Raw genomic sequence first — 18,082 nt, 5'->3', positions numbered from 1 at the left:
TGTTGGGGTGGTACCCCCCCCCCCCTTTACCGGCCGCCCCAGTGCACAACGGCGAAGGTCGCGGCTTCCGTTAGAATCGGCGGTTCTCGAACCTGCAGGACCGTTCAATGCAGCTGTCTTCCGTACGTGCCGTGATCACTGGCGGCGTCTCCGGCCTCGGCCTGGCCGTGGCCCAGCACCTCGTCGCCCAGGGCGGCAAGGTGGCCCTGTTCGACCTCAACGACGACAAGGGTGCAGCCGCCGTTGCCGGGCTGGGTACCGACAAGGCCCGCTATTTCAACGTCAACGTCAGCGATGAAGCAGCCGTGGCTGCGGCCATCGACCAGGCCCACGATTTCCTCGGCGGCCTGAACGTGGCGATGAACTGTGCCGGCATCCTCGGCGCCGGTCGCGTGCTGGGCAAGGAGGGCCCGATGCCGCTGGCCGGCTTCCAGGGCACGGTGATGGTCAACCTGGTCGGCAGCTTCAACGTCGCCAAGGCCGCGGCCAACCGCATGCAGCACAACGAAGCCGGCACCGACGGCGAGCGCGGCGTGATCATCAACACCGCCAGCATCGCCGCCTATGAAGGCCAGATCGGCCAGGCCGCGTATGCCGCCAGCAAGGGCGGCGTGGTCTCGATGACGCTGCCGATGGCGCGCGAACTGTCGCGCTTTGGCATCCGCGTCAATACGATTGCACCCGGCGTGTTCTGGACGCCGATGGTCGATGGCATGCCCGAAGCCGTGCAGCAGTCGCTGGCCGCCTCGATCCCGTTCCCGTCGCGCCTGGGCAAGCCGGAAGACTTCGCCAGCCTGGTCGGCTTCATCCTCGGCAACACCTATCTCAACGGCGAGACCATCCGCCTGGACGGCGCTACCCGCCTCGCTCCGAAGTGATTCCCCACGGGCGCCGGGACGGCGCCCTCCCCCAACGACCTAGATCACCATGAAAGCCAACGACATCAAGAAGGGCAACGTCGTCGAGTACAACAACGGCGTGTACCAGATCCGCGACATCGAGCGCAGCTCGCCGCAGGGTCGCGGCGGCAACGTCCGCTTCCGCTTCATCATGTACAGCGTGCCGGGCGGCAACAAGCTCGACGCCAGCTTCGATGCCGACGACAACCTGGTCGAGGTCGAACTGCTGCGCCGCCAGTCCACCTATTCGTACAAGGACGGCGATGCCTTCGTGTTCCTCGATGACGAGGACTACACCCCGTACACCCTGGACGCGGACGTGATCGGCGATGACGCCGGTTACATCACCGACGGCCTGACCGGCATCTACGTGCAGGTGATCGACGAGCAGCCGGTGGCGATCCAGCTGCCGGCCTCGGTGGTGCTGGAAGTGATCGAGACCCCGCCGGAACTGAAGGGTGGCACCGCCACCAAGCGCCCGAAGCCGGCCAAGCTCAACACCGGCATCGAGATCATGGTGCCGGAGTACATCGTCAACGGCGAGCGCGTGCTGGTGAACACCGCCACCGGCGAATTCGCTGGCCGTGCCGACTAAGCGCCTTGCGCTGATCGGCTGCCTGTCCCTGCTTGCGGCAAGTTCGCCGCAGGCAGCAAGCAGCGCATCGTTGACAGCAGTGGTGTAGAGCCGAGCCCGCGCTCAGCTGCAGTGCCTGTGCAGAGCACAACGCAGCCGAGCGTGGGCTCGGCTCTACAGAGGGCTTACGGCTGCTTCGCGCCGAAATTGCCACAGCCGTGGTACTGGCGCGTGCCGACAGTCAGCATCACCTTGGCCTCGAACGCCTCGCCACTCATGTCGTCCTGGCAGGTGGTGCGCTGGAAGCTGAGCTTGACGTCGGTGCCATCGGATGCCTTCCCACTCCAGCCATCAGCACCTTCGGTGGGCTTGGCGACATCGAAGCGACGCTCACCATAATCCACTTCCACCTGCAGGCCCGGCGTGTCGCCGTCGACAACTGCCAGCCAGCCGGGCTCATTGCCGGTGGCACGGAACGCAGCATTGCCGGCGCTGCCATCGCCTTCAGTGGCTTCGACCACATGGCACTCGCGGTCCGCCTCGCCCTTCAGGCTCAGCAGGCCATCATCGCTGCCCTTGGTCCAGAAGCTGTTGCCCTGGCCATCGCCATACTTGGCGCCGGACGCCGCGCGTTCGGAGGTCATGGCAAAGGTGCGCTCGCCGATCACCACCGTGGCCGTATCCTCGCCAGTGAAGGTCGCGCGCACGCTGAGATCACCACACTGGTAGGTGGTCTCGCTGCCACCTTCGGTGCTGGCACTTGGCTGCGGCGTGGCAGGCGGGGTGTCATTGCCGCCCGCAGCGGGTGCCTGGGCCGGCTGGCACGCAGCCAGCACCACCCCCAGGGGGGCTGCCAACAGACTGGGAACTACACGCATGGCTCGACTCCTTGTCGACACTACAGAGAGGCTCGACCCTACCATCTGCCGGTGAGCGGGGCCTGAAAGCGGCCTGACCGCACTCAGGCGGCCAGCACCGCCATCGACAGCAGCTGTGCGCCACTGCCGCCGGAACTGCAGGTCCAGACGCGCAACAGGCGCAGCTTCACTTCACGCTCCTGGTCCTGCTGCCACACTGACAACCGCACGTTGCTGGACAGCAGTGCCAGGCGACCACACAGCAGCGTTTCAACTGCGTGCAGCTGCAGGCTTCGTACCTGCAGGCCGCCGGCCAGCCAATCGCCCAGCCACGGCAGATCGAGCATGCGCCCGCCTTGGCCATCCATCATGAACAAGGCCGGCGATACCAGCGCGGTCAGCGCATCGTGATCATTTTCCAGCAACGCTGCGCACAGGCGCTGCTCCAGCACCATCAACTGTTGTTCATGCAGATCTTCAACGATGTTCCGTTCCATCCACGGATCCTTCCGGCATCGGCCGGCGCCTGCGCAGGCGTTGCGCGATCCACTGCCGCGCGCCCTGCACTACTACATAGAAGACCGGTACGAAGAACACCGCCAGCACGGTCGCACTGACCATGCCGCCGAACACACCGGTTCCAATCGCCTGCTGGGTTTCCTTCGACGCGCCCTGCGCCAGCATCAACGGCACCACGCCCAGCGCGAATGCCAGCGAGGTCATCACGATCGGCCGCAGGCGCAACCTGGCAGCTTCCAATGCCGCCTCGACCAGGCCGCGACCCTGCTGCTGCAGCTGGCGCGCGAACTCGACGATGAGGATCGCGTTCTTCGCCGACAGCCCGATCACGGTGATCATGCCGACCTTGAAGAACACGTCGTTGGGCATGCCCCGCAGCAGCACCGCGGCGACCGCACCGAGCAGGCCCAGCGGCACCACCAGCATCACCGCCAGCGGGATCGACCAGCTCTCATAGAGAGCCGCCAGCACCAGGAACACCACCAGCATCGACAACAACAGCAGCCACGGTGCCTGCGCCCCCGACTCCCGCTCCTGCAGCGACTGGCTGGTCCACTGCAGGGCAAAGCCGGACGGCAGCTTCTGCGCCAACCGCTCCATCTCCGCCATGGCCTGGCCGGTCGACACGCCGGAGGCCGGTGCGCCGGACAGGTTCAGCGCCGGGAAGCCGAGATAGCGCTGCAGCTGCAACGGCGCCTCGGTCCAGTGCGGCGTCACCAGTTCCGACAACGCCACCATGCCGCCTTCGCTGTTGCGAACGTACAGCTTCAGCACATCCTCCAGCTCCATCCGGTGCGGTGCATCGGCCTGCAGGATCACCTGCTGCAGCCGGCCCTTGTTGGGGAAGTCGTTGACGTACTGCGAGCCCATCGCCGCCGACAGCGTGCTGCTGATCTGCTCGAACCCCACGCCCATCGCCTCGGCCTTGGCGCGGTCGATGTCCAGCCGCACGCTGGTGCCTGCTGGCAGGCCATCGGCATGCATCTCCGACAGCAGCGGACTGGCCTCGGCCAGCTTCAGCAGCTGCTGCAGGGCCGCGCGCAGCTCTGCCTGGCTCTGCCCGGTGCGCGCCTGCAGCGCCAGTGAGAAGCCGGAGGAGCGTCCCAGGCTGTCGATGGCCGGCGGCATCACGCTCATCACCTCGCCCTCGGCAATCGTCGCCATCGCCTTCTGCGCGGCCACCACTTCGCCGGCCGCGGTGGCTCCTGCACGCTCGCCCCAGTCCTTCAGCATGGTGTAGGTCAGCGCCGCGCTCGGGCCGGACCCGGAGAAGCTGTAGCCGAGGATCGACTGGTTGGAGCCGATGCCCGGGCGTGACGCCACATGCCTTTCGTAGGCTTCGACCACGGTCAGCGTGCGCTCGGCCGTCGCTTCGGCCGGCAGCTGGATCGAGGTCATGAAGTAGCCCTGGTCCTCTTCCGGCAGGAATGCGCCCGGCAGCCAGTGCAGGCCCAGCAGCAACGCCGCCACCAGCGCGGCGAACACGCCCATGACCCGCCCGCTCCGCTGCAGCACCGACGCCACACTACGCTGGTAACGCCCGGTCATCCGCTCGAAGCCACGGTTGAAGGCGCCGAACAGCCCACCACGACCATGATGGCCATGGCTGTTCGGGCGCAGCAGCGTCGCGCACAGCGCCGGCGTCAGGCTCAATGCCAGCAGCGCCGAGAACAGGATCGACACCGCCATCGCCACGGTGAACTGGCGGTAGATCGCGCCCACCGAGCCGCTGGCCAACGCCATCGGGATGAACACCGCGGTCAACACCAGGGTGATGCCGATCACTGCGCCGGTCAGCTCACGCATCGCCTTGATGGTGGCCTCGCGCGGCGGCAGCCCTTCTTCGGCCATGATCCGTTCCACGCCTTCGACCACCACGATCGCGTCGTCGACGATGATGCCGATTGCCAGCACCATGCCGAACATGGTCAGCACATTGATCGAGAAGCCCAGCGCCAGCATCACCGCGAAGGTACCGAGCAGTGCGATCGGTGCGACCAGCGCCGGGATCAGCGTGTAGCGCCAGTTCTGCAGGAACAGGTACATCACCGCGAACACCAGCAGCATCGCCTCCAGCAGCGTCTGCACCACCTTCTGGATCGAGATCTTGACGAACGGCGCGGTATCGAACGGAATGCTCGCTTCCACGCCGCGCGGCAGCAGCGGTGCCAGCTCGGCCATGCGCTCACGCACCGCCGACGCGGTGCGCACCGCGTTCGCGCCAGGACGCAGCTGCACGCCGGCGGCGGTGGCCGGATGGCCGTCCTCGCGGGTGCCCCAGGCATAGCTCTGGGCGCCCAGCTCGACGCGGGCGACATCGCCCAGCAGCACCCGCGAGCCGTCGGCCCCGGCGCGCAGCACGATGGCAGCGAACTGTTCCGGCGTGGACAGTTGGCCGTCGGCACTCAACGGCACGGTAATGCGCTGGCCCGGCACACCCGGCGAATCGCCGATGCGTCCCGGCGAGATCTCCAGGTTCTGCTGCTCGATGGCGGCGGCGACGTCGCCCATGGTCAGGCCGTAGCCGGTCAACCGGGTCGGGTCCAGCCACACACGCATCGCCTGCTCGGCGCCGAACAGCTGCACGCGGCCGACGCCATCGATGCGGCGCAGCTCTTCGATGATGTTGCGCGCCATGAAGTCGCCCAGCGCCGCTTCGCTGACGCTGGCATCCGGCGAACGCAGGCCGACCAGCATCAGGAAGCCGGAATCGGCGGCCTCCACGAACAGGCCGTTCTGGCGCACGCTGCGCGGCAGGCGCGGTTCGATCGCCTTGATCCGGTTCTGCACGTCAACCTGCGCCAGCTCCGGGTTGGTACCCGGCTTGAAGGTCGCAGTGATCGAGGCTTCGCCGGAGGTATCCACCGACGACTCGAAGTACAGCAGGTGCTTGACGCTGGACAGCTCGCGCTCGATCAGGCCGACCACCGCATCATTCAGCGTCTGCGGGCTGGCACCCGGGTAGCTGGCATAGATGCTGACGCTGGGTGGCGCCACCGCCGGATAGCGCTCAACGGCCAGCCGTGGGATCGCCAGTACGCCAGCCAGGATGATGAAGATCGCCAGCACCCAGGCGAACACCGGGCGATCGATGAAGAAACGTGCCATGTTGGATTTCCCTGGAGGGACCAGCCCGGTAGAGGCTCAGCCCTTGCTGCCGGCCTGCACCGCGCCGGCGCTGGCGCTGGCGCTGGCGACCGGCATCTGCCAATCGCGCGCATCGACCACCACGCCTTCCTGCAGGCGTTCCTGGCCCTCGACCACTACCTTTTCGCCCGCCTTCAGGCCCGTGCGCACCAGCCACTGGCGATCAACGCTGCCGTCGACCTCCAGCGTGCGGATCACCGCCTTGCCATCGCCACCGATCACCCAGGCATAGGCCTGGCCACCGGCGCTGCGCAGCACGGCCTGCTGTGGCACGGTCAGTGCACTGGCCGGCGCACCACGCGGCACCCTCGCGCGCACGTACATGCCCGGCAGCAGCTGGCGCTGCGGGTTGTCGACCAGAATGCGGAGGATCACATCACCGGTACGCGCATCGACGTTGATGCCGGAGAACAGCATCTGGCCACGCTCGGACAGCGGCTTCCCGGCCGCACCGATGATCGTCACCGGCAGCTCGCCGCCACCGGCAGCGCTGCGCTGCAGTGATTCCAGCTGGGCCGCCGGCTGGCGCACATCGACGTAGACCTGGTCGATCTGCTGCACCACCGCCATCGGCTCGGCATCGGCCACGCCCACCAGTGCGCCTTCGGTCACCAGCGCCTGGTCGATGCGGCCGGCAATCGGTGCACTGACCGTGGCATAGCGCAGGTCAAGCTGGCGACGGGCCAGGATCGCGCGCGCCTCGTTCACCGCGGCACGGGCCTGTTCGTACTCGGCACTGGCATCGTCGCGGTGCTGCTGGCTGACCGCCTGCGCGGCCGCCAGTGCATGCAGGCGCTGTGACTGCACGCGGCTGCGGCCCAGCGCCGCTTCGCTGCGCTGAAGTGCTGCCAGTGCCGAATCCACGTCTGCACGGAATGCCGCCGGATCGATCTGGAACAGCGCCTGGCCGGCGCTCACTTCTGCGCCCTGGTCGAACAGGCGGCGCTGCACGATGCCGCCCACCTGGGCACGGATCTGTGCGGTGCGCACGGCAGCCACGCGGCCGGGCAGTTCGTCATCGCGCTGTACCACCTGCGGGCCGACGGTGACCACGCTGACACGCGGTGTGGCTTCCGGCGTAGCTTCGGGGGTTGAGCAGGCCGTCATGGCCAGGGCGAGGGCCGCGATCAACGTGGCCGGAGTCCTGAAGGTTCTCATTGCTGTGCACAATGCCGCGCAGGCGGCTGATAGGTTCTGAAGCGTGAAGTGTGCGTGGCAATGATGGGGTTTCGATGGAGGAACTGTGGAGATACGATGGAGGCAAGCACCTTAAGGCCCCGCCCCTGCATGCATGCCGCCCCTGCCCTCGCCGCCCTCGTCCTGATCGTCGAGGATGAGGCCGAGATCGCCGATATTCTCACCGCCTATCTGGAACGCGAAGGACTGCGTACACTGCGCGCCGCCGACGGCCACAGCGCACTGGACCTGCACCGCAGCGCCCGCCCCGACCTGGTCCTGCTCGATGTGCAGCTGCCGCGCCTGGATGGCTGGAGCGTGCTGACCCAGCTGCGCCAGCGCGGCGAAACGCCGGTGATCATGCTGACCGCACTGGACCAGGACCTGGACAAGCTGACCGCACTGCGCATGGGCGCCGACGACTACGTGGTCAAGCCGTTCAATCCGGCCGAAGTGGCAGCACGCGTGCGCGCCGTGCTGCGGCGTACGTTGCGCGCCTCGCGCGTGGATGCACCGACCGCGCTGCGGGCGGGCCCGCTGCTGATCGACTCGGCCACCCATGCCGTGCATGTGGAGGGCGAAGGCTACAGCCACGAAGTGCTGCTCACGCTCACCGAGTTCAAGCTGCTGCACTGCATGGCGCTGGCGCCGACCCGCATCTTCAGCCGCAGCGAACTGATGCACGAATGCCTGCCGGAAAGCGAAGCGCTGGAACGCACCGTCGACAGCCATGTCAGCAAGCTGCGCCGCAAACTGGACGAAGTAGGCATGGTCAATGTTCCGGCCAGCGTGCGCGGTGTCGGCTACCGGCTGATGGCCGACCGCTGATGGCGCACCTGCGCCGCTCCGGGCTCAGCCGACACATCATCGTCTCGATGTCGTTGATGGTGATCGGCGTCATCGTGATGATGATCCTGTCGTCATGGCTGCTGTACGCGGTGCTGGTCGAGTTCTTCCCCGGCAGTGCCGAGGAACCGGAAAGCTGGCTGCCGACCGGCCCGGAGCTGGCATGGATGGTCGGGGTGATCCTGACCGGCCTGGCACTGGCCATCGCCGCCTCGTTCCGACTGGCGCATCGCATCCTGTCGCCCTTGAATTCGCTGGTCGACAGCGTGCGCGCGCTCGCCGGCGGCGACCTCGGTGCGCGCGCCAGCGTCGAGGAAAACTCACCGGGCGAAGTGGCAACCCTGGTCGAGGATTTCAATGCGATGGCGCGCCGCCTGCAGCACATGGAGAGCGAGCGCGCGATGTGGCATGCGGCTATTGCCCATGAATTGCGGACCCCGGTGACGATCCTGCGTGGCCGCCTGCAGGGGCTGGCCGAGGGCGTGTTCCAGCCGGACGAGTCGCAGTTCCGCAGCCTGCTTGCCCAGGTCGAAGGGTTGTCCCGCCTGATTGAAGATCTGCGCGTGCTGAGCCTGTCTGACAATGCGCGGCTGGACGTGCGTCGCGCGCGCACCGACGTGGTGGCCGAGGTGCATTCGGTGATGACCCTGGTCGATCCGCAGTTCCGCGCTGCAGGCTTCGTGCTGGAGCTGGAAACCAGCCGCGAGGAACACAACGCGCACTGTGATCCCACGCGCCTGCGCCAGGCGCTGCTGGCGCTGCTGGAAAACGCGCGTCGGTATGCCAGCCCGGGCAAGGTACGGATTGCCGTGCATGACACACCAGGCCATGTGCAGGTAGCAATCGAGGATGAGGGCCCGGGCATCGATCCGGAGCTGCACGCCGACATCTTCAGCCCGTTCATGCGTGCCGACGGCTCGCGTTCACGCCAGGGCGGTGGCAGTGGGCTCGGCCTGGCGGTGGTCAAGGCCATCGCCGACGCGCACGGCGGCCGCGTCTACTGCACGGCGGGCAACGCCTGTGGCAGCCGTTTCGTCATCGAACTGCCGCGCCAGTAGCGGGCGCGGCTGCCTGTTCCCGCAGGCGCGCGCCGAGTGCAGCGAGGTTGGCATCGATCGCATCCATCTCGTTGCGCTGGCCTGCCGGCAACTGCTGGCGCAGCTGCACGCGCAGCGCCTGCCAGGCCGGCACCGCCTGTGCGCTGGCGGTGGCAACCGCTTCGGCCAGCACCACCTGCTCATCGACCAGCGGCAACCCATAGCCACCGTCCGCCAGCAGCGTACCCGGGCGCAACCATTGCCCACCCTGCTCCAGCAGCTGGCGCAGGCCGCGCGTCTCGGCACTGTCCGGTGCGGCCAGCAAGCGTCGTTTCAGCACATCGCGCGCACGCAGCTCGGCGCGGCGTTGCGCCGCCTGTTCCAGCAGCAGCAACCCGGCGCTGGCACGCAGGTCACCCTGCAGCAGCCACGGCGCACGCTGCGGTGCGGGCAGCTTCAGCCAGCCGCGCACATCGCGCACCGGCAGCCCCAGCTGTGAGCTCGCCACGGCGAACAACTGCTGATAGTGATCGCGCGCCGAAGCAAAGTAGTAGCCCTGCGCCTGCGCTGCATTGCGGTCCGTGAGCACCTGCTCGTCCAGCACATGCAGCCTGGACAGCCGACGCTTCAACCCGCGCGGACTCAGCTGGGCCAAGCCCGCCTCACCCAGGCGCGGCACACCCGCCTGCAGCAGCTTTGCGGTTTCCACCGCGCAGTTGTTGCTGATGAAGTAATAGCGCCCGTCATAGCTCCAGTGCACCTGTGCAGTGCGCTCGAGCAGGCTGGCGATCTCGCCGGGCGACAACCGCAACGGCAGCGACTGCACCCCCCGCAGCTCCACCTTGGTGTACTCGTCCACCACCTGCTGCAGCGGCAGCACGAACAGGCGCGACGGGTAGCCACCGGTCAGGCCACGCCAGTTGGAAATCTGTACGTCGCCGACGAACGCGCGGAACGACAGCACGCGGTGGTATTCCAGGTCCAGGCGACAGTCCGGCCCCGGCGCACGGCCCGGCCGGCAGATCACCAGCCGCAGCATGCTGTGGCCCCAGCGGCTCATCGGCTGAGCACTGCCTTCGGCGAACAGGTAATCCACGGCATAGACACGCGCGGGGTCGAGCTGCAGCAGCGATGCGGCACCGTCTTCTGAGTCGGCCTGGAGCAAGGACAGCGTCGTAGCGCAGTGCGACTGCGGCAGCGATGGCGGCGTTCCGAAATGGACCTGGTACCACTGCGCCAGCGCTGGGCGCCGGCAGGCGAACTCGCTGTCGAGCACGAAAAGCTCGGCGTTCACTGCCAGGTACTCGGCCGGGTCCTTCAGTTCATACGCATCGGGACTGCGGTCACGGAAGTCGTTGTCGCCACGACCGAGATGCCAGGGCTTGCGCTGCCATCCGGCCAGATCACGCCAGCGCACACTGCGCGACCAGTTCGCCCCCGTACGGTCTGCAACATGGGTCAGTTCGTGTACCAGCGCGCTGCGGCGTGCGCGGCGCGCGCCGGGCACGGCATCATCCAGCAGCTCGCGACGCAGGCCGATGCGCCCGGCGAAAGCGCGGCCGTGCACATCGGCCGGCAGATCATCACGCCAACGCACCTGGACCTGTGACGGCAATGCACGCAGCAGGCCATCAGGCAGCAGGGACTGCACGTCGGCCAGGGTCTGGCTGGCGAGCTGCTGCTGCGCCGGGTCGAGACCGGACGGATCAAGCTGCAGGCGATCAGCCGCGTGCGCGGAAGGGATGAGCAGCCACGCTAATGCGGCGATCCACCCGCACCGCCCGCTGTGCCTCTGTAGAGCCGAGCCGTGCTCGGCTGCTGTTGCGATCCGCATGTGCCGGGCATTCAGCCGAGCATGGCTCGGCTCTACAGAAGGCGATGACGCCGAGGTCATGCAGCCTGGATCAACGAGCCAGCAGCGTACGGGCCAGTTCCAGGTCGCTCTGCTGCTGCGCGGCGGCGCTCTGCTCACGCAGGTGGACCAGTGCGGCCTGCAGGCGGGCGCCACGAATCTCGCCATCGCTGGCGACGAATGCAGCCGCATCGTCGCGTGCAGCCAGCACCACCTTGTCATCACCCGAGCTGCTGCCCGAGGAACCGGAGGACGCACCCGTGGCCGAACCGGCCGACGTACCGGCGAAGCTGGAAGCGAAGCCGGCCAGCGGCAGGGACAGCAGGGCGAGCAGCAGAAGCGGACGGGTCATCGGTTCGAAGCCGGTTGTGAGGAAGCGTGGAGCGTAACGGGTGCGTGAAGGATTTGTCCGGCTCAAACGTCGAACAGCTTGCCGGGATTCAGCCGCGCTTGGGGATCGAACGCCCGTTTGACCGCCTTCATCAGCGCGATCTCGGCCGGGCCGCGGGTGCTGTCCAGGTAGCCCTTCTTGACCAGGCCGATGCCATGCTCGGCCGAGATGCTGCCGTCGAAGCGCGCCAGTACCTGCGCCAACAGCTTGGTCACCTGCTCGCACTGCGCCACGAAATCGGCGTCGCTGGTGTCATCCGGCTTGAGCACGTTGATGTGCAGGTTGCCGTCACCGATATGGCCGAACCACACCACGTCGAAGTGCGGGTATGCCTGCCCGATCAATGCCTGGGTTTCAGCCAGGAACGCCGGCATCGACGAGATCCGCACCGAGACATCATTCTTGTAGGGCTTGTAGCGCGCCAGCGACTCGGTGATGCCTTCGCGCAGGCGCCACAGCTGGGCGGCCTGGGCGTCGCTGGCGCTGATCACCCCATCGCTGACCCAGCCGTTGCCCATGCAGTCCTCGAAGGCCGCCATCGCCGCCGCTTCCTGAGCGTCGTCGCCGGCGGCGAACTCGGTGACCACGTAGTACGGATGCACCTCGTCGAACGGCGCCTGCGCACCGTGCGCCAGCACGTGCTCCAACGCCCGGTCGGTGAAGAACTCGAAGGCCTGCAGCTGCAGGCGCGCGCGGAACGCAGCAAACACCTGCATCAGCACTTCGAAACTGGGCAGTGCCAGCAGCATCACGTTGCTGGCCGGCGGCGGGTCGGTCAGCTTCACCGTGGCTTCGACGATCACGCCCAGCGTGCCCTCCGAGCCGATCAGCAGCTGGCGGAAGTCATAGCCGCTGGAGTTCTTGATCAGGCCCTTGTTGAGCTCCAGCAACTCGCCGCTGGCGGTGACCACCTTCAGCCCGGCGATCCATTCGCGGGTGTTGCCGTAGCGGATCACACGGATGCCGCCGGCATTGGTGGCGATGTTGCCGCCGATCGTGCAGGACCCGCGCGCGGCGAAATCCACCGGGTAGATCAGGCCGTGGTCCAGCGCGGCATTGTGCACAGCTTCCAGTGGCATGCCGGCCTGCACCACCAGGGTGCGATCGACCGCGTCGTAGGCCAGTGCCTTGTTCATCCGTTCCAGGCTGAGCACCAGCTCGCCGTTGGCAGCCACCGCGCCCCCGGAGAGGCCGGTGCGGCCGCCGGACGGCACCACGGCCACGCCCTCGCCTGCACTCCAGCGCATCACCGCCTGCACCTCCTCGACCGTGGCCGGCAGTGCGATCGCCAGCGGCGCCGGCGTCCAGCGCCGGGTCCAGTCGCGCCCGTAATGCTCCAGGTCGGCCGGGTCGGTCTTCAGCTTCAGGCCGGGACAGGCCTGCTGCAGCGAGGCAATGCGGGAATCAGTCATGACGGTCCAGCGCGGTGCGTGAAGAACGGGCAAGCGTGCCAGCGGCGCGCGCCAGCGTCCAGCCCCGCAGCCGCGCCGATAGCTACGGATGCAACCAATTGCGCACTGCACCATGGGGGCTTCGATCTGGCATAGTGGTCAGCCCCTGTCCCACTGGCCGTGTTGCCCCATGTCGCCGAAGAAGACCTCGTTCCCGAAGCAGGATATCCGCGTGCTGTTGCTGGAGGGGGTCAGCCAGACCGCCGTGGAAGTGTTCAGCGCCGCCGGCTACAGCCAGATCGAAGCGCACACCAAGGCGCTGCCCGAGGACGAACTGAAGGCGCGCATCGCCGAGGCACATATTGTCGGCATCCGTTCGCGTACCCAGCTCAGCGCCGAGGTGCTGGCCGAGGCCAAGCGCCTGATCGCGGTGGGCTGCTTCTGCATCGGCACCAACCAGGTGGACCTGGACGCGGCCGAGCTGGCCGGTATCCCGGTGTTCAACGCGCCCTACTCCAATACCCGCAGCGTGGCCGAGCTGGTGATCGCCGAGGCGATCATGCTGACCCGTGGCATCCCGCAGAAGAACGCCGAATGCCATCGCGGCGGCTGGTCGAAGTCGGCCAGCGGCAGCCATGAAGTGCGCGGCAAGACGCTGGGCATCATCGGTTACGGCCACATCGGCACCCAGGTCGGCGTGCTGGCCGAATCGCTGGGCATGCAGGTGATCTTCCACGACGTGGAAACCAAGCTGGCGCTGGGCAATGCCCGTGCTGCCGCCAGCCTGGACGATCTGCTGGCGCGCGCCGACATCGTCACCCTGCACGTGCCGGAAACCCCGTCCACGCAGTGGATGATCGGCAGCACGGAGCTGGCGAAGATGCGCAAGGGCGCGCACCTGATCAACGCCGCGCGCGGCACCGTGGTCGACATCGATGCACTGGATGCCGCACTGGCCAGCGGTCACGTCGGCGGCGCTGCACTGGACGTGTTCCCGGTCGAGCCGAAGGGCAACGGCGATATCTTCGAATCGCCGCTGACCCGCCACGACAACGTGATCCTGACCCCGCACGTAGGCGGCAGCACGCTGGAAGCGCAGGACAACATCGGCGTGGAAGTGGCGGCCAAACTGGTGCGCTACAGCGACAACGGCAGCACCCTGTCGGCGGTCAACTTCCCGGAAGTGACCCTGCCCGAACACGAAGACAGCCTGCGCCTGCTGCACATCCACCAGAACGTGCCGGGCGTGCTGTCCAGGGTCAACGAGATCTTCTCGCGCCACAACGTCAACATCGACGGCCAGTTCCTGCGCACCGACCCGAAGGTGGGCTACGTGGTGATCGACATCACCGCCAGCGAGGCACAGGCCGCTGCCGTGCGCGACGAGCTGGCCGCGATTCCGGGCACGCTGCGGACGCGCATCCTGTATTGACGCGCGTCCCGCCTTGCACGTGTAGAGCCGAGCCCATGCTCGGCTGCGGTTCCGGCCCGCATCGAGCCGAGCATCGGCTCGGCTCTACAGGTTGCTAGCGCGCCAACCACCGGCGCGCCATGCGCTGCATCGACTCATCCGATTCCGGATCGGCGGCGACTTCGGTCACCGGCCGCCACGCCAGCTCCAGCGACTCCTCGCTGAGCACGAAGGCCTCGCCACCCAGCGCCCGGATCACGAAACGCACGTCGTAGTGCCAGTGTCCCGGCACGTCCTTGCGCTCCGGAATCCAATGCTTGTCCAGATCGAAGATGGCCGGGTCTTCCAACACCAGGCCGCTCAGTCCCGACTCCTCCTCGGCTTCCTTCAGCGCCACCTGGGCCAGGTCATGGTCGCCGTCGGCGTGGCCGCCCAGCTGCAGCCAGCGCTGCAGCTTGCGGTGATGGGTCAGCAGCAGGCGCTGGCCATCGGCACTGACCAGCCAGCAGCTGGCGGTGAAGTGGCCGTCCAGGCGCTCGCGGCGGAACGGATCTTCCGGATCGTCCAACAATGTGCCGAATTCGGCAGCCAGTGCGTCGTGGGCAGGCTCGCGGCGGGCATAGTCCCGCAGCAGGCCACGCAGGCGATCGTCAAGCACGGCAAGGGTTTCGGCGGTCTGGCTCATGAATGGGCGGCGTTTGGAAAAATACTGCTCATTATCGCCGTTCATTGTTGCGATTGCGCTTGTGCGTTGGCTTCAGCTTTGGCTAAGGTACAGCGGGCCGTTCGCGCGGCCTTCACCATTCCAAGGTTGCCGGCAACGTATCGGCGGCCCACCCCATCCGATCACTAGGAAGTACTGCATGCTGAAAGCTCTGTTGAGGGTCAAGCCGGTCGAACCGGCCGGGCACGTCGATGCTGGCGAACCCATCGAAGGCAGCCTGGACGGCGAAGCCACGTTGAAACGGACCCTCACGGCTAAACACCTCATCCTGCTTGGCGTGGGTGCGGTGATCGGCGCTGGTATCTTCGTGCTGACCGGCCAGGCCGCGGCCAACCATGCTGGCCCGGCAGTGATGCTGTCGTTCGTGATCGCCGGCTTCGCCTGCGCCCTGGCGGGCCTGTGCTACGCCGAGTTCGCGGCAATGATGCCGGTCTCCGGCAGTGCCTACTCCTATTCCTACGCCACCCTCGGCGAAGGCATGGCCTGGTTCATCGGCTGGTGCCTGGTGCTGGAATACCTGTTCGCTTCGGCCTCAGTCGCGGTGGGCTGGTCGGCGTACCTGATCAGCTTCATCACCACCACGCTGCACATGCCGTTCCCGGATGCACTCAGTGCCGCGCCCATCGCCTGGACCGGCAGCGAGTTCATCGCCTCCGGCAAGCTGTTCAACCTGCCAGCGGTGCTGATCGTGGCGGCGGTGTCCGGCCTGCTGTACGTGGGCGTGACCCAGTCGGCCTTCGTCAATGCGATCATCGTGGCGATCAAGGTCACCGTCATCTGCCTGTTCATCGGCATCGGTGCGGCCCACATCGACCCGGCCAACTGGCAGCCGTTCATCCCGGAAAACACCGGCGTGCCGGGTGAGTTCGGCTGGAGCGGCGTGTTCCGCGCGGCCACCATCGTGTTCTTCGCCTACATCGGCTTCGATGCGGTCTCCACCGCCGCCGGTGAAACCAAGGATCCGCAGCGCAACATGCCGATCGGCCTGCTCGGCTCGCTGGCCGTGTGCACCCTCGTCTACATCATCGTCTGTGCGGTGCTGACCGGCATGATGCCGTACCACCTGCTGGGCACCGACAAGCCGGTGGCGACCGCGCTGGAGCCCTACCCGACCCTGTCCTGGCTGAAAACGTTCGTGGAGATCGGCGCCATCGCCGGCCTGTCCTCGGTGGTGCTGGTGATGATGATGGGCCAGACCCGCATCGCCTACACGATCTCCCGCGACGGCCTGCTGCCGAAGTTCTTCGGCAAGGTCCACGCCCGTTTCCGCACCCCGTACGTCGCCACCATCGTGGTCGGCGTGATCGCCGCCGCGCTGGCTGGCCTGGTGCCGCTGAACGTGCTGGGTGAACTGGTGTCGATGGGTACCCTGCTTGCCTTCGCCACGGTCTGCATCGGCGTGCTCGTGCTGCGCTATTCCAAGCCGGAGATCCATCGCCCGTTCCGCGTGCCGATGGTGTGGATCATCTGCCCGCTGGGCGCGGCCACCTGCCTGTTCCTGTTCTGGCAGGCGTTCGTGGTGCACTGGCACCTGTTCGTGGGCTGGACGCTGCTCGGCCTGCTGATCTACTTGGGCTACGGCATCCGCAACAGCAAGCTGGCCAAATCGCCCTGATCCGCCTACGGGCCGGCCTCGCGCCGGCCCGTCCGTTTTCCCCGCGCGCCGGTCATGGCGCGCTTCGACAAGACCACCACACATGTTCAAGCAACTGTGGGCCACCAAGCACCCGCATGCCGCCCATGAAGACGCCAACGGCCTGAGCCTGCGCCGCCACCTCGGCCCCTGGGGCCTGACCGCCCTGGGTATCGGCGCGGTGATCGGCGGCGGCATCTTCGTCATCACCGGCCAGGCCGCCGCCAACCACGCCGGCCCGGCCATCATGCTGTCCTTCGTGCTGGCCGCCATCTGCTGCGCTTTCTGCGCGCTGGCCTATGCCGAGTTCGCCTCGATGGTGCCGGTCTCCGGCAGCGCCTACACCTACACCTACGCCACCTTCGGCGAGCTCTCGGCCTGGTTCATCGGCTGGATGCTGGTGCTCGAATACGGCGTCTCCGCCTCGGCGGTGGCGGTCAGCTGGACCGGCTACTTCCTCAGCCTGCTCAGCCAGTTCGACATCCATCTGCCAGCGGCGCTGGTCAGTGCGCCACTGGACGCACAGCTGCGCCCCACCGGTGCGATCGCCAACCTGCCCGCCGCGGCACTGGTACTGTTGCTGACCTGGCTGTGCTACGTCGGCATCAGCAAGTCCTCGGCGATGAACATGGCGATGGTCGTGCTCAAGACCGGCCTCATCCTGCTGGTCATCGTGGTCGGCTGGAAGTACGTGGACACCAGCAACTGGACGCCGTTCATCCCCGCCAACGAAGGCCCCGGCAAGTACGGCATGGAAGGCGTGCTGCGTGGCGCGGCGATGGTGTTCTTCGCCTACATCGGCTTCGAAGCGGTATCGGTGGCGGCGCAGGAATCGAAGAACCCGCAGCGCGACATGCCGTTCGGCATGATGCTGTCGCTGGTGATCTGCACCGTGCTCTACATCGCGATGGCCGCGGTGATGACCGGCCTGGTGCCGTTCCAGCTGCTCGGCACCGACGAGCCGGTGGTGACTGCCGTGGCGGCGCATCCGCAGCTAGGCTGGCTGCGCTGGGTGGTCGAGGTCGGCGCGCTGGTCGGCCTGTCCTCGGTGGTGCTGGTGATGATCATCGGCCAGCCGCGCATCTTCATGATCATGGGCCGCGATGGCCTGCTGCCGCCGGTGTTCACCAAGATCCATCCGAAGTACCGCACCCCGCACATCAACACCGTGATCACCGGCATCGGCATCGCGCTGCTGGCGGCGCTGTTCCCGCTGGACATCCTCGGTGAGCTGACCTCGATGGGTACACTGATCGCGTTCGCCGCCGTGTGTGCCGGCGTGCTGATCCTGCGCCGCACCCAGCCGGACCTGCCGCGCCCGTTCCGCATGCCGATGGCCTGGCTGATCTGCAGCCTGGGCGTACTGAGCTGCCTGGCGCTGCTGTCGGCGATGACGATGCACAACTGGATGCTGATGGGCGTGTGGACGTTCGTCGGTTTCGTGATCTATTTCTGCTACGGGTTCAGGCACAGCCGGCTGCGGGGGAAGTGAGGTTTTCTGCATTGCAGGGCCTGCGGCCCTGCACCTGCCTTTGAAGCCAGAGCAACGGCAACAGCTGAGCTGAGGGTTTGGCGGGGGGGGGGGGGGGGGGGGGGGGGGGGGGGGGGGGGGGGGGGGGGGGGGG

At 67.2% G+C, this 18,082-nt stretch carries 15 protein-coding genes; 7 read left to right on the top strand and 8 right to left on the bottom strand.

Annotated features, from left to right (window positions below; all coding sequences use genetic code 11):
• Window positions 1-107: 107 nt before the first annotated feature.
• Both ACTJJM_RS19425 and yeiP read left to right on the top strand, forming a co-directional pair.
• Window positions 108-878 (top strand): SDR family oxidoreductase, encoded by a 771-nt coding sequence (locus ACTJJM_RS19425; protein WP_049453502.1) that lies wholly within the window; start codon window positions 108-110, stop codon window positions 876-878.
• A gap of 49 nt (window positions 879-927) precedes the next feature.
• Complete coding sequence (gene yeiP / locus ACTJJM_RS19420) at window positions 928-1,494, top strand: elongation factor P-like protein YeiP (protein WP_005409468.1); 567 nt, start codon at window positions 928-930, stop codon at window positions 1,492-1,494.
• A gap of 164 nt (window positions 1,495-1,658) precedes the next feature.
• Here the strand turns inward: yeiP and ACTJJM_RS19415 are convergent, their stop codons facing one another.
• From ACTJJM_RS19415 to ACTJJM_RS19400, 4 genes are all read right to left on the bottom strand, one after another.
• Window positions 1,659-2,351 carry a COG3650 family protein gene (locus ACTJJM_RS19415; protein WP_440865895.1) on the bottom strand — a complete coding sequence of 231 codons (693 nt, stop codon included), beginning with the start codon at window positions 2,349-2,351 and terminating at the stop codon, window positions 1,659-1,661.
• An 83-nt stretch (window positions 2,352-2,434) separates the two neighbouring features.
• Window positions 2,435-2,827, bottom strand: a complete 393-nt coding sequence (locus tag ACTJJM_RS19410; RefSeq protein ID WP_010482541.1) for a nuclear transport factor 2 family protein — start codon at window positions 2,825-2,827, stop codon at window positions 2,435-2,437.
• The gene (locus tag ACTJJM_RS19405; protein ID WP_440865894.1) at window positions 2,808-5,957 is read right to left on the bottom strand and encodes a multidrug efflux RND transporter permease subunit; all 3,150 of its coding nucleotides are present in this window, start codon (window positions 5,955-5,957) and stop codon (window positions 2,808-2,810) included. The genes ACTJJM_RS19410 and ACTJJM_RS19405 overlap by 20 nt, the downstream gene beginning before the upstream one ends.
• 36 nt (window positions 5,958-5,993) lie before the next feature.
• Window positions 5,994-7,154 carry an efflux RND transporter periplasmic adaptor subunit gene (locus ACTJJM_RS19400; protein WP_099559364.1) on the bottom strand — a complete coding sequence of 387 codons (1,161 nt, stop codon included), beginning with the start codon at window positions 7,152-7,154 and terminating at the stop codon, window positions 5,994-5,996.
• A 129-nt stretch (window positions 7,155-7,283) separates the two neighbouring features.
• Between ACTJJM_RS19400 and ACTJJM_RS19395 the strand changes: the two genes are divergently transcribed.
• Together ACTJJM_RS19395 and ACTJJM_RS19390 are read left to right on the top strand one after the other, a co-directional pair.
• Window positions 7,284-8,000 carry a response regulator gene (locus ACTJJM_RS19395; RefSeq protein WP_020424480.1) on the top strand — a complete coding sequence of 239 codons (717 nt, stop codon included), beginning with the start codon at window positions 7,284-7,286 and terminating at the stop codon, window positions 7,998-8,000.
• Window positions 8,000-9,076 (top strand): ATP-binding protein, encoded by a 1,077-nt coding sequence (locus tag ACTJJM_RS19390; protein ID WP_440865893.1) that lies wholly within the window; start codon window positions 8,000-8,002, stop codon window positions 9,074-9,076. The genes ACTJJM_RS19395 and ACTJJM_RS19390 overlap by 1 nt, the downstream gene beginning before the upstream one ends.
• Here ACTJJM_RS19390 and ACTJJM_RS19385 read toward each other — a convergent pair.
• The 3 genes from ACTJJM_RS19385 to ACTJJM_RS19375 all read right to left on the bottom strand — a co-directional run bounded on the left by ACTJJM_RS19385 (window position 9,054) and on the right by ACTJJM_RS19375 (window position 12,710).
• Window positions 9,054-10,889 (bottom strand): Lnb N-terminal periplasmic domain-containing protein, encoded by a 1,836-nt coding sequence (locus tag ACTJJM_RS19385; protein ID WP_440865892.1) that lies wholly within the window; start codon window positions 10,887-10,889, stop codon window positions 9,054-9,056. The two genes, ACTJJM_RS19390 and ACTJJM_RS19385, sit on opposite strands and share 23 nt — an antisense overlap.
• A gap of 70 nt (window positions 10,890-10,959) precedes the next feature.
• On the bottom strand, window positions 10,960-11,259 hold the full coding sequence (locus tag ACTJJM_RS19380) for a DUF2388 domain-containing protein (protein WP_241883407.1): 300 nt from the start codon (window positions 11,257-11,259) through the stop codon (window positions 10,960-10,962).
• Window positions 11,260-11,321: 62 nt separating this feature from the next.
• Complete coding sequence (locus ACTJJM_RS19375) at window positions 11,322-12,710, bottom strand: FAD-binding oxidoreductase (RefSeq protein WP_053442937.1); 1,389 nt, start codon at window positions 12,708-12,710, stop codon at window positions 11,322-11,324.
• A gap of 169 nt (window positions 12,711-12,879) precedes the next feature.
• Between ACTJJM_RS19375 and serA the strand changes: the two genes are divergently transcribed.
• Window positions 12,880-14,121, top strand: coding sequence for a phosphoglycerate dehydrogenase (serA, locus tag ACTJJM_RS19370; RefSeq protein WP_010482552.1), 1,242 nt, complete (start codon window positions 12,880-12,882; stop codon window positions 14,119-14,121).
• A gap of 94 nt (window positions 14,122-14,215) precedes the next feature.
• Here serA and ACTJJM_RS19365 read toward each other — a convergent pair whose 3' ends face one another.
• The gene (locus tag ACTJJM_RS19365; RefSeq protein WP_440865891.1) at window positions 14,216-14,830 is read right to left on the bottom strand and encodes an NUDIX hydrolase; all 615 of its coding nucleotides are present in this window, start codon (window positions 14,828-14,830) and stop codon (window positions 14,216-14,218) included.
• A gap of 133 nt (window positions 14,831-14,963) precedes the next feature.
• Between ACTJJM_RS19365 and ACTJJM_RS19360 the strand changes: the two genes are divergently transcribed.
• Complete coding sequence (locus tag ACTJJM_RS19360) at window positions 14,964-16,439, top strand: amino acid permease (RefSeq protein ID WP_010482554.1); 1,476 nt, start codon at window positions 14,964-14,966, stop codon at window positions 16,437-16,439.
• An 82-nt stretch (window positions 16,440-16,521) separates the two neighbouring features.
• The gene (locus tag ACTJJM_RS19355; protein WP_010482555.1) at window positions 16,522-17,949 is read left to right on the top strand and encodes an amino acid permease; all 1,428 of its coding nucleotides are present in this window, start codon (window positions 16,522-16,524) and stop codon (window positions 17,947-17,949) included.
• The last annotated feature ends 133 nt before the right edge of the window (window positions 17,950-18,082 follow it).

Origin of the sequence: Stenotrophomonas sp. 22692 (assembly GCF_052045015.1) — a bacterium.
GTDB classification, from domain to species: domain Bacteria; phylum Pseudomonadota; class Gammaproteobacteria; order Xanthomonadales; family Xanthomonadaceae; genus Stenotrophomonas; species Stenotrophomonas geniculata.
This window is presented reverse-complemented; position numbering and strand designations above follow the sequence as displayed.

Coding starts and splice junctions, on each gene's coding strand:
- ACTJJM_RS19375 (WP_053442937.1), bottom strand. CDS start 12,710: ATGACTGATTCCCGCATTGCCTCGCTGCAGCAGGCCTGTCCCGGCCTG.
- yeiP (WP_005409468.1), top strand. CDS start 928: ATGAAAGCCAACGACATCAAGAAGGGCAACGTCGTCGAGTACAACAAC.
- ACTJJM_RS19395 (WP_020424480.1), top strand. CDS start 7,284: ATGCATGCCGCCCCTGCCCTCGCCGCCCTCGTCCTGATCGTCGAGGAT.
- ACTJJM_RS19405 (WP_440865894.1), bottom strand. CDS start 5,957: ATGGCACGTTTCTTCATCGATCGCCCGGTGTTCGCCTGGGTGCTGGCG.
- ACTJJM_RS19415 (WP_440865895.1), bottom strand. CDS start 2,351: ATGCGTGTAGTTCCCAGTCTGTTGGCAGCCCCCCTGGGGGTGGTGCTG.
- ACTJJM_RS19385 (WP_440865892.1), bottom strand. CDS start 10,889: ATGCGGATCGCAACAGCAGCCGAGCACGGCTCGGCTCTACAGAGGCAC.
- ACTJJM_RS19400 (WP_099559364.1), bottom strand. CDS start 7,154: ATGAGAACCTTCAGGACTCCGGCCACGTTGATCGCGGCCCTCGCCCTG.
- ACTJJM_RS19425 (WP_049453502.1), top strand. CDS start 108: ATGCAGCTGTCTTCCGTACGTGCCGTGATCACTGGCGGCGTCTCCGGC.
- ACTJJM_RS19365 (WP_440865891.1), bottom strand. CDS start 14,830: ATGAACGGCGATAATGAGCAGTATTTTTCCAAACGCCGCCCATTCATG.
- serA (WP_010482552.1), top strand. CDS start 12,880: ATGTCGCCGAAGAAGACCTCGTTCCCGAAGCAGGATATCCGCGTGCTG.
- ACTJJM_RS19390 (WP_440865893.1), top strand. CDS start 8,000: ATGGCGCACCTGCGCCGCTCCGGGCTCAGCCGACACATCATCGTCTCG.
- ACTJJM_RS19410 (WP_010482541.1), bottom strand. CDS start 2,827: ATGGAACGGAACATCGTTGAAGATCTGCATGAACAACAGTTGATGGTG.
- ACTJJM_RS19355 (WP_010482555.1), top strand. CDS start 16,522: ATGTTCAAGCAACTGTGGGCCACCAAGCACCCGCATGCCGCCCATGAA.
- ACTJJM_RS19360 (WP_010482554.1), top strand. CDS start 14,964: ATGCTGAAAGCTCTGTTGAGGGTCAAGCCGGTCGAACCGGCCGGGCAC.
- ACTJJM_RS19380 (WP_241883407.1), bottom strand. CDS start 11,259: ATGACCCGTCCGCTTCTGCTGCTCGCCCTGCTGTCCCTGCCGCTGGCC.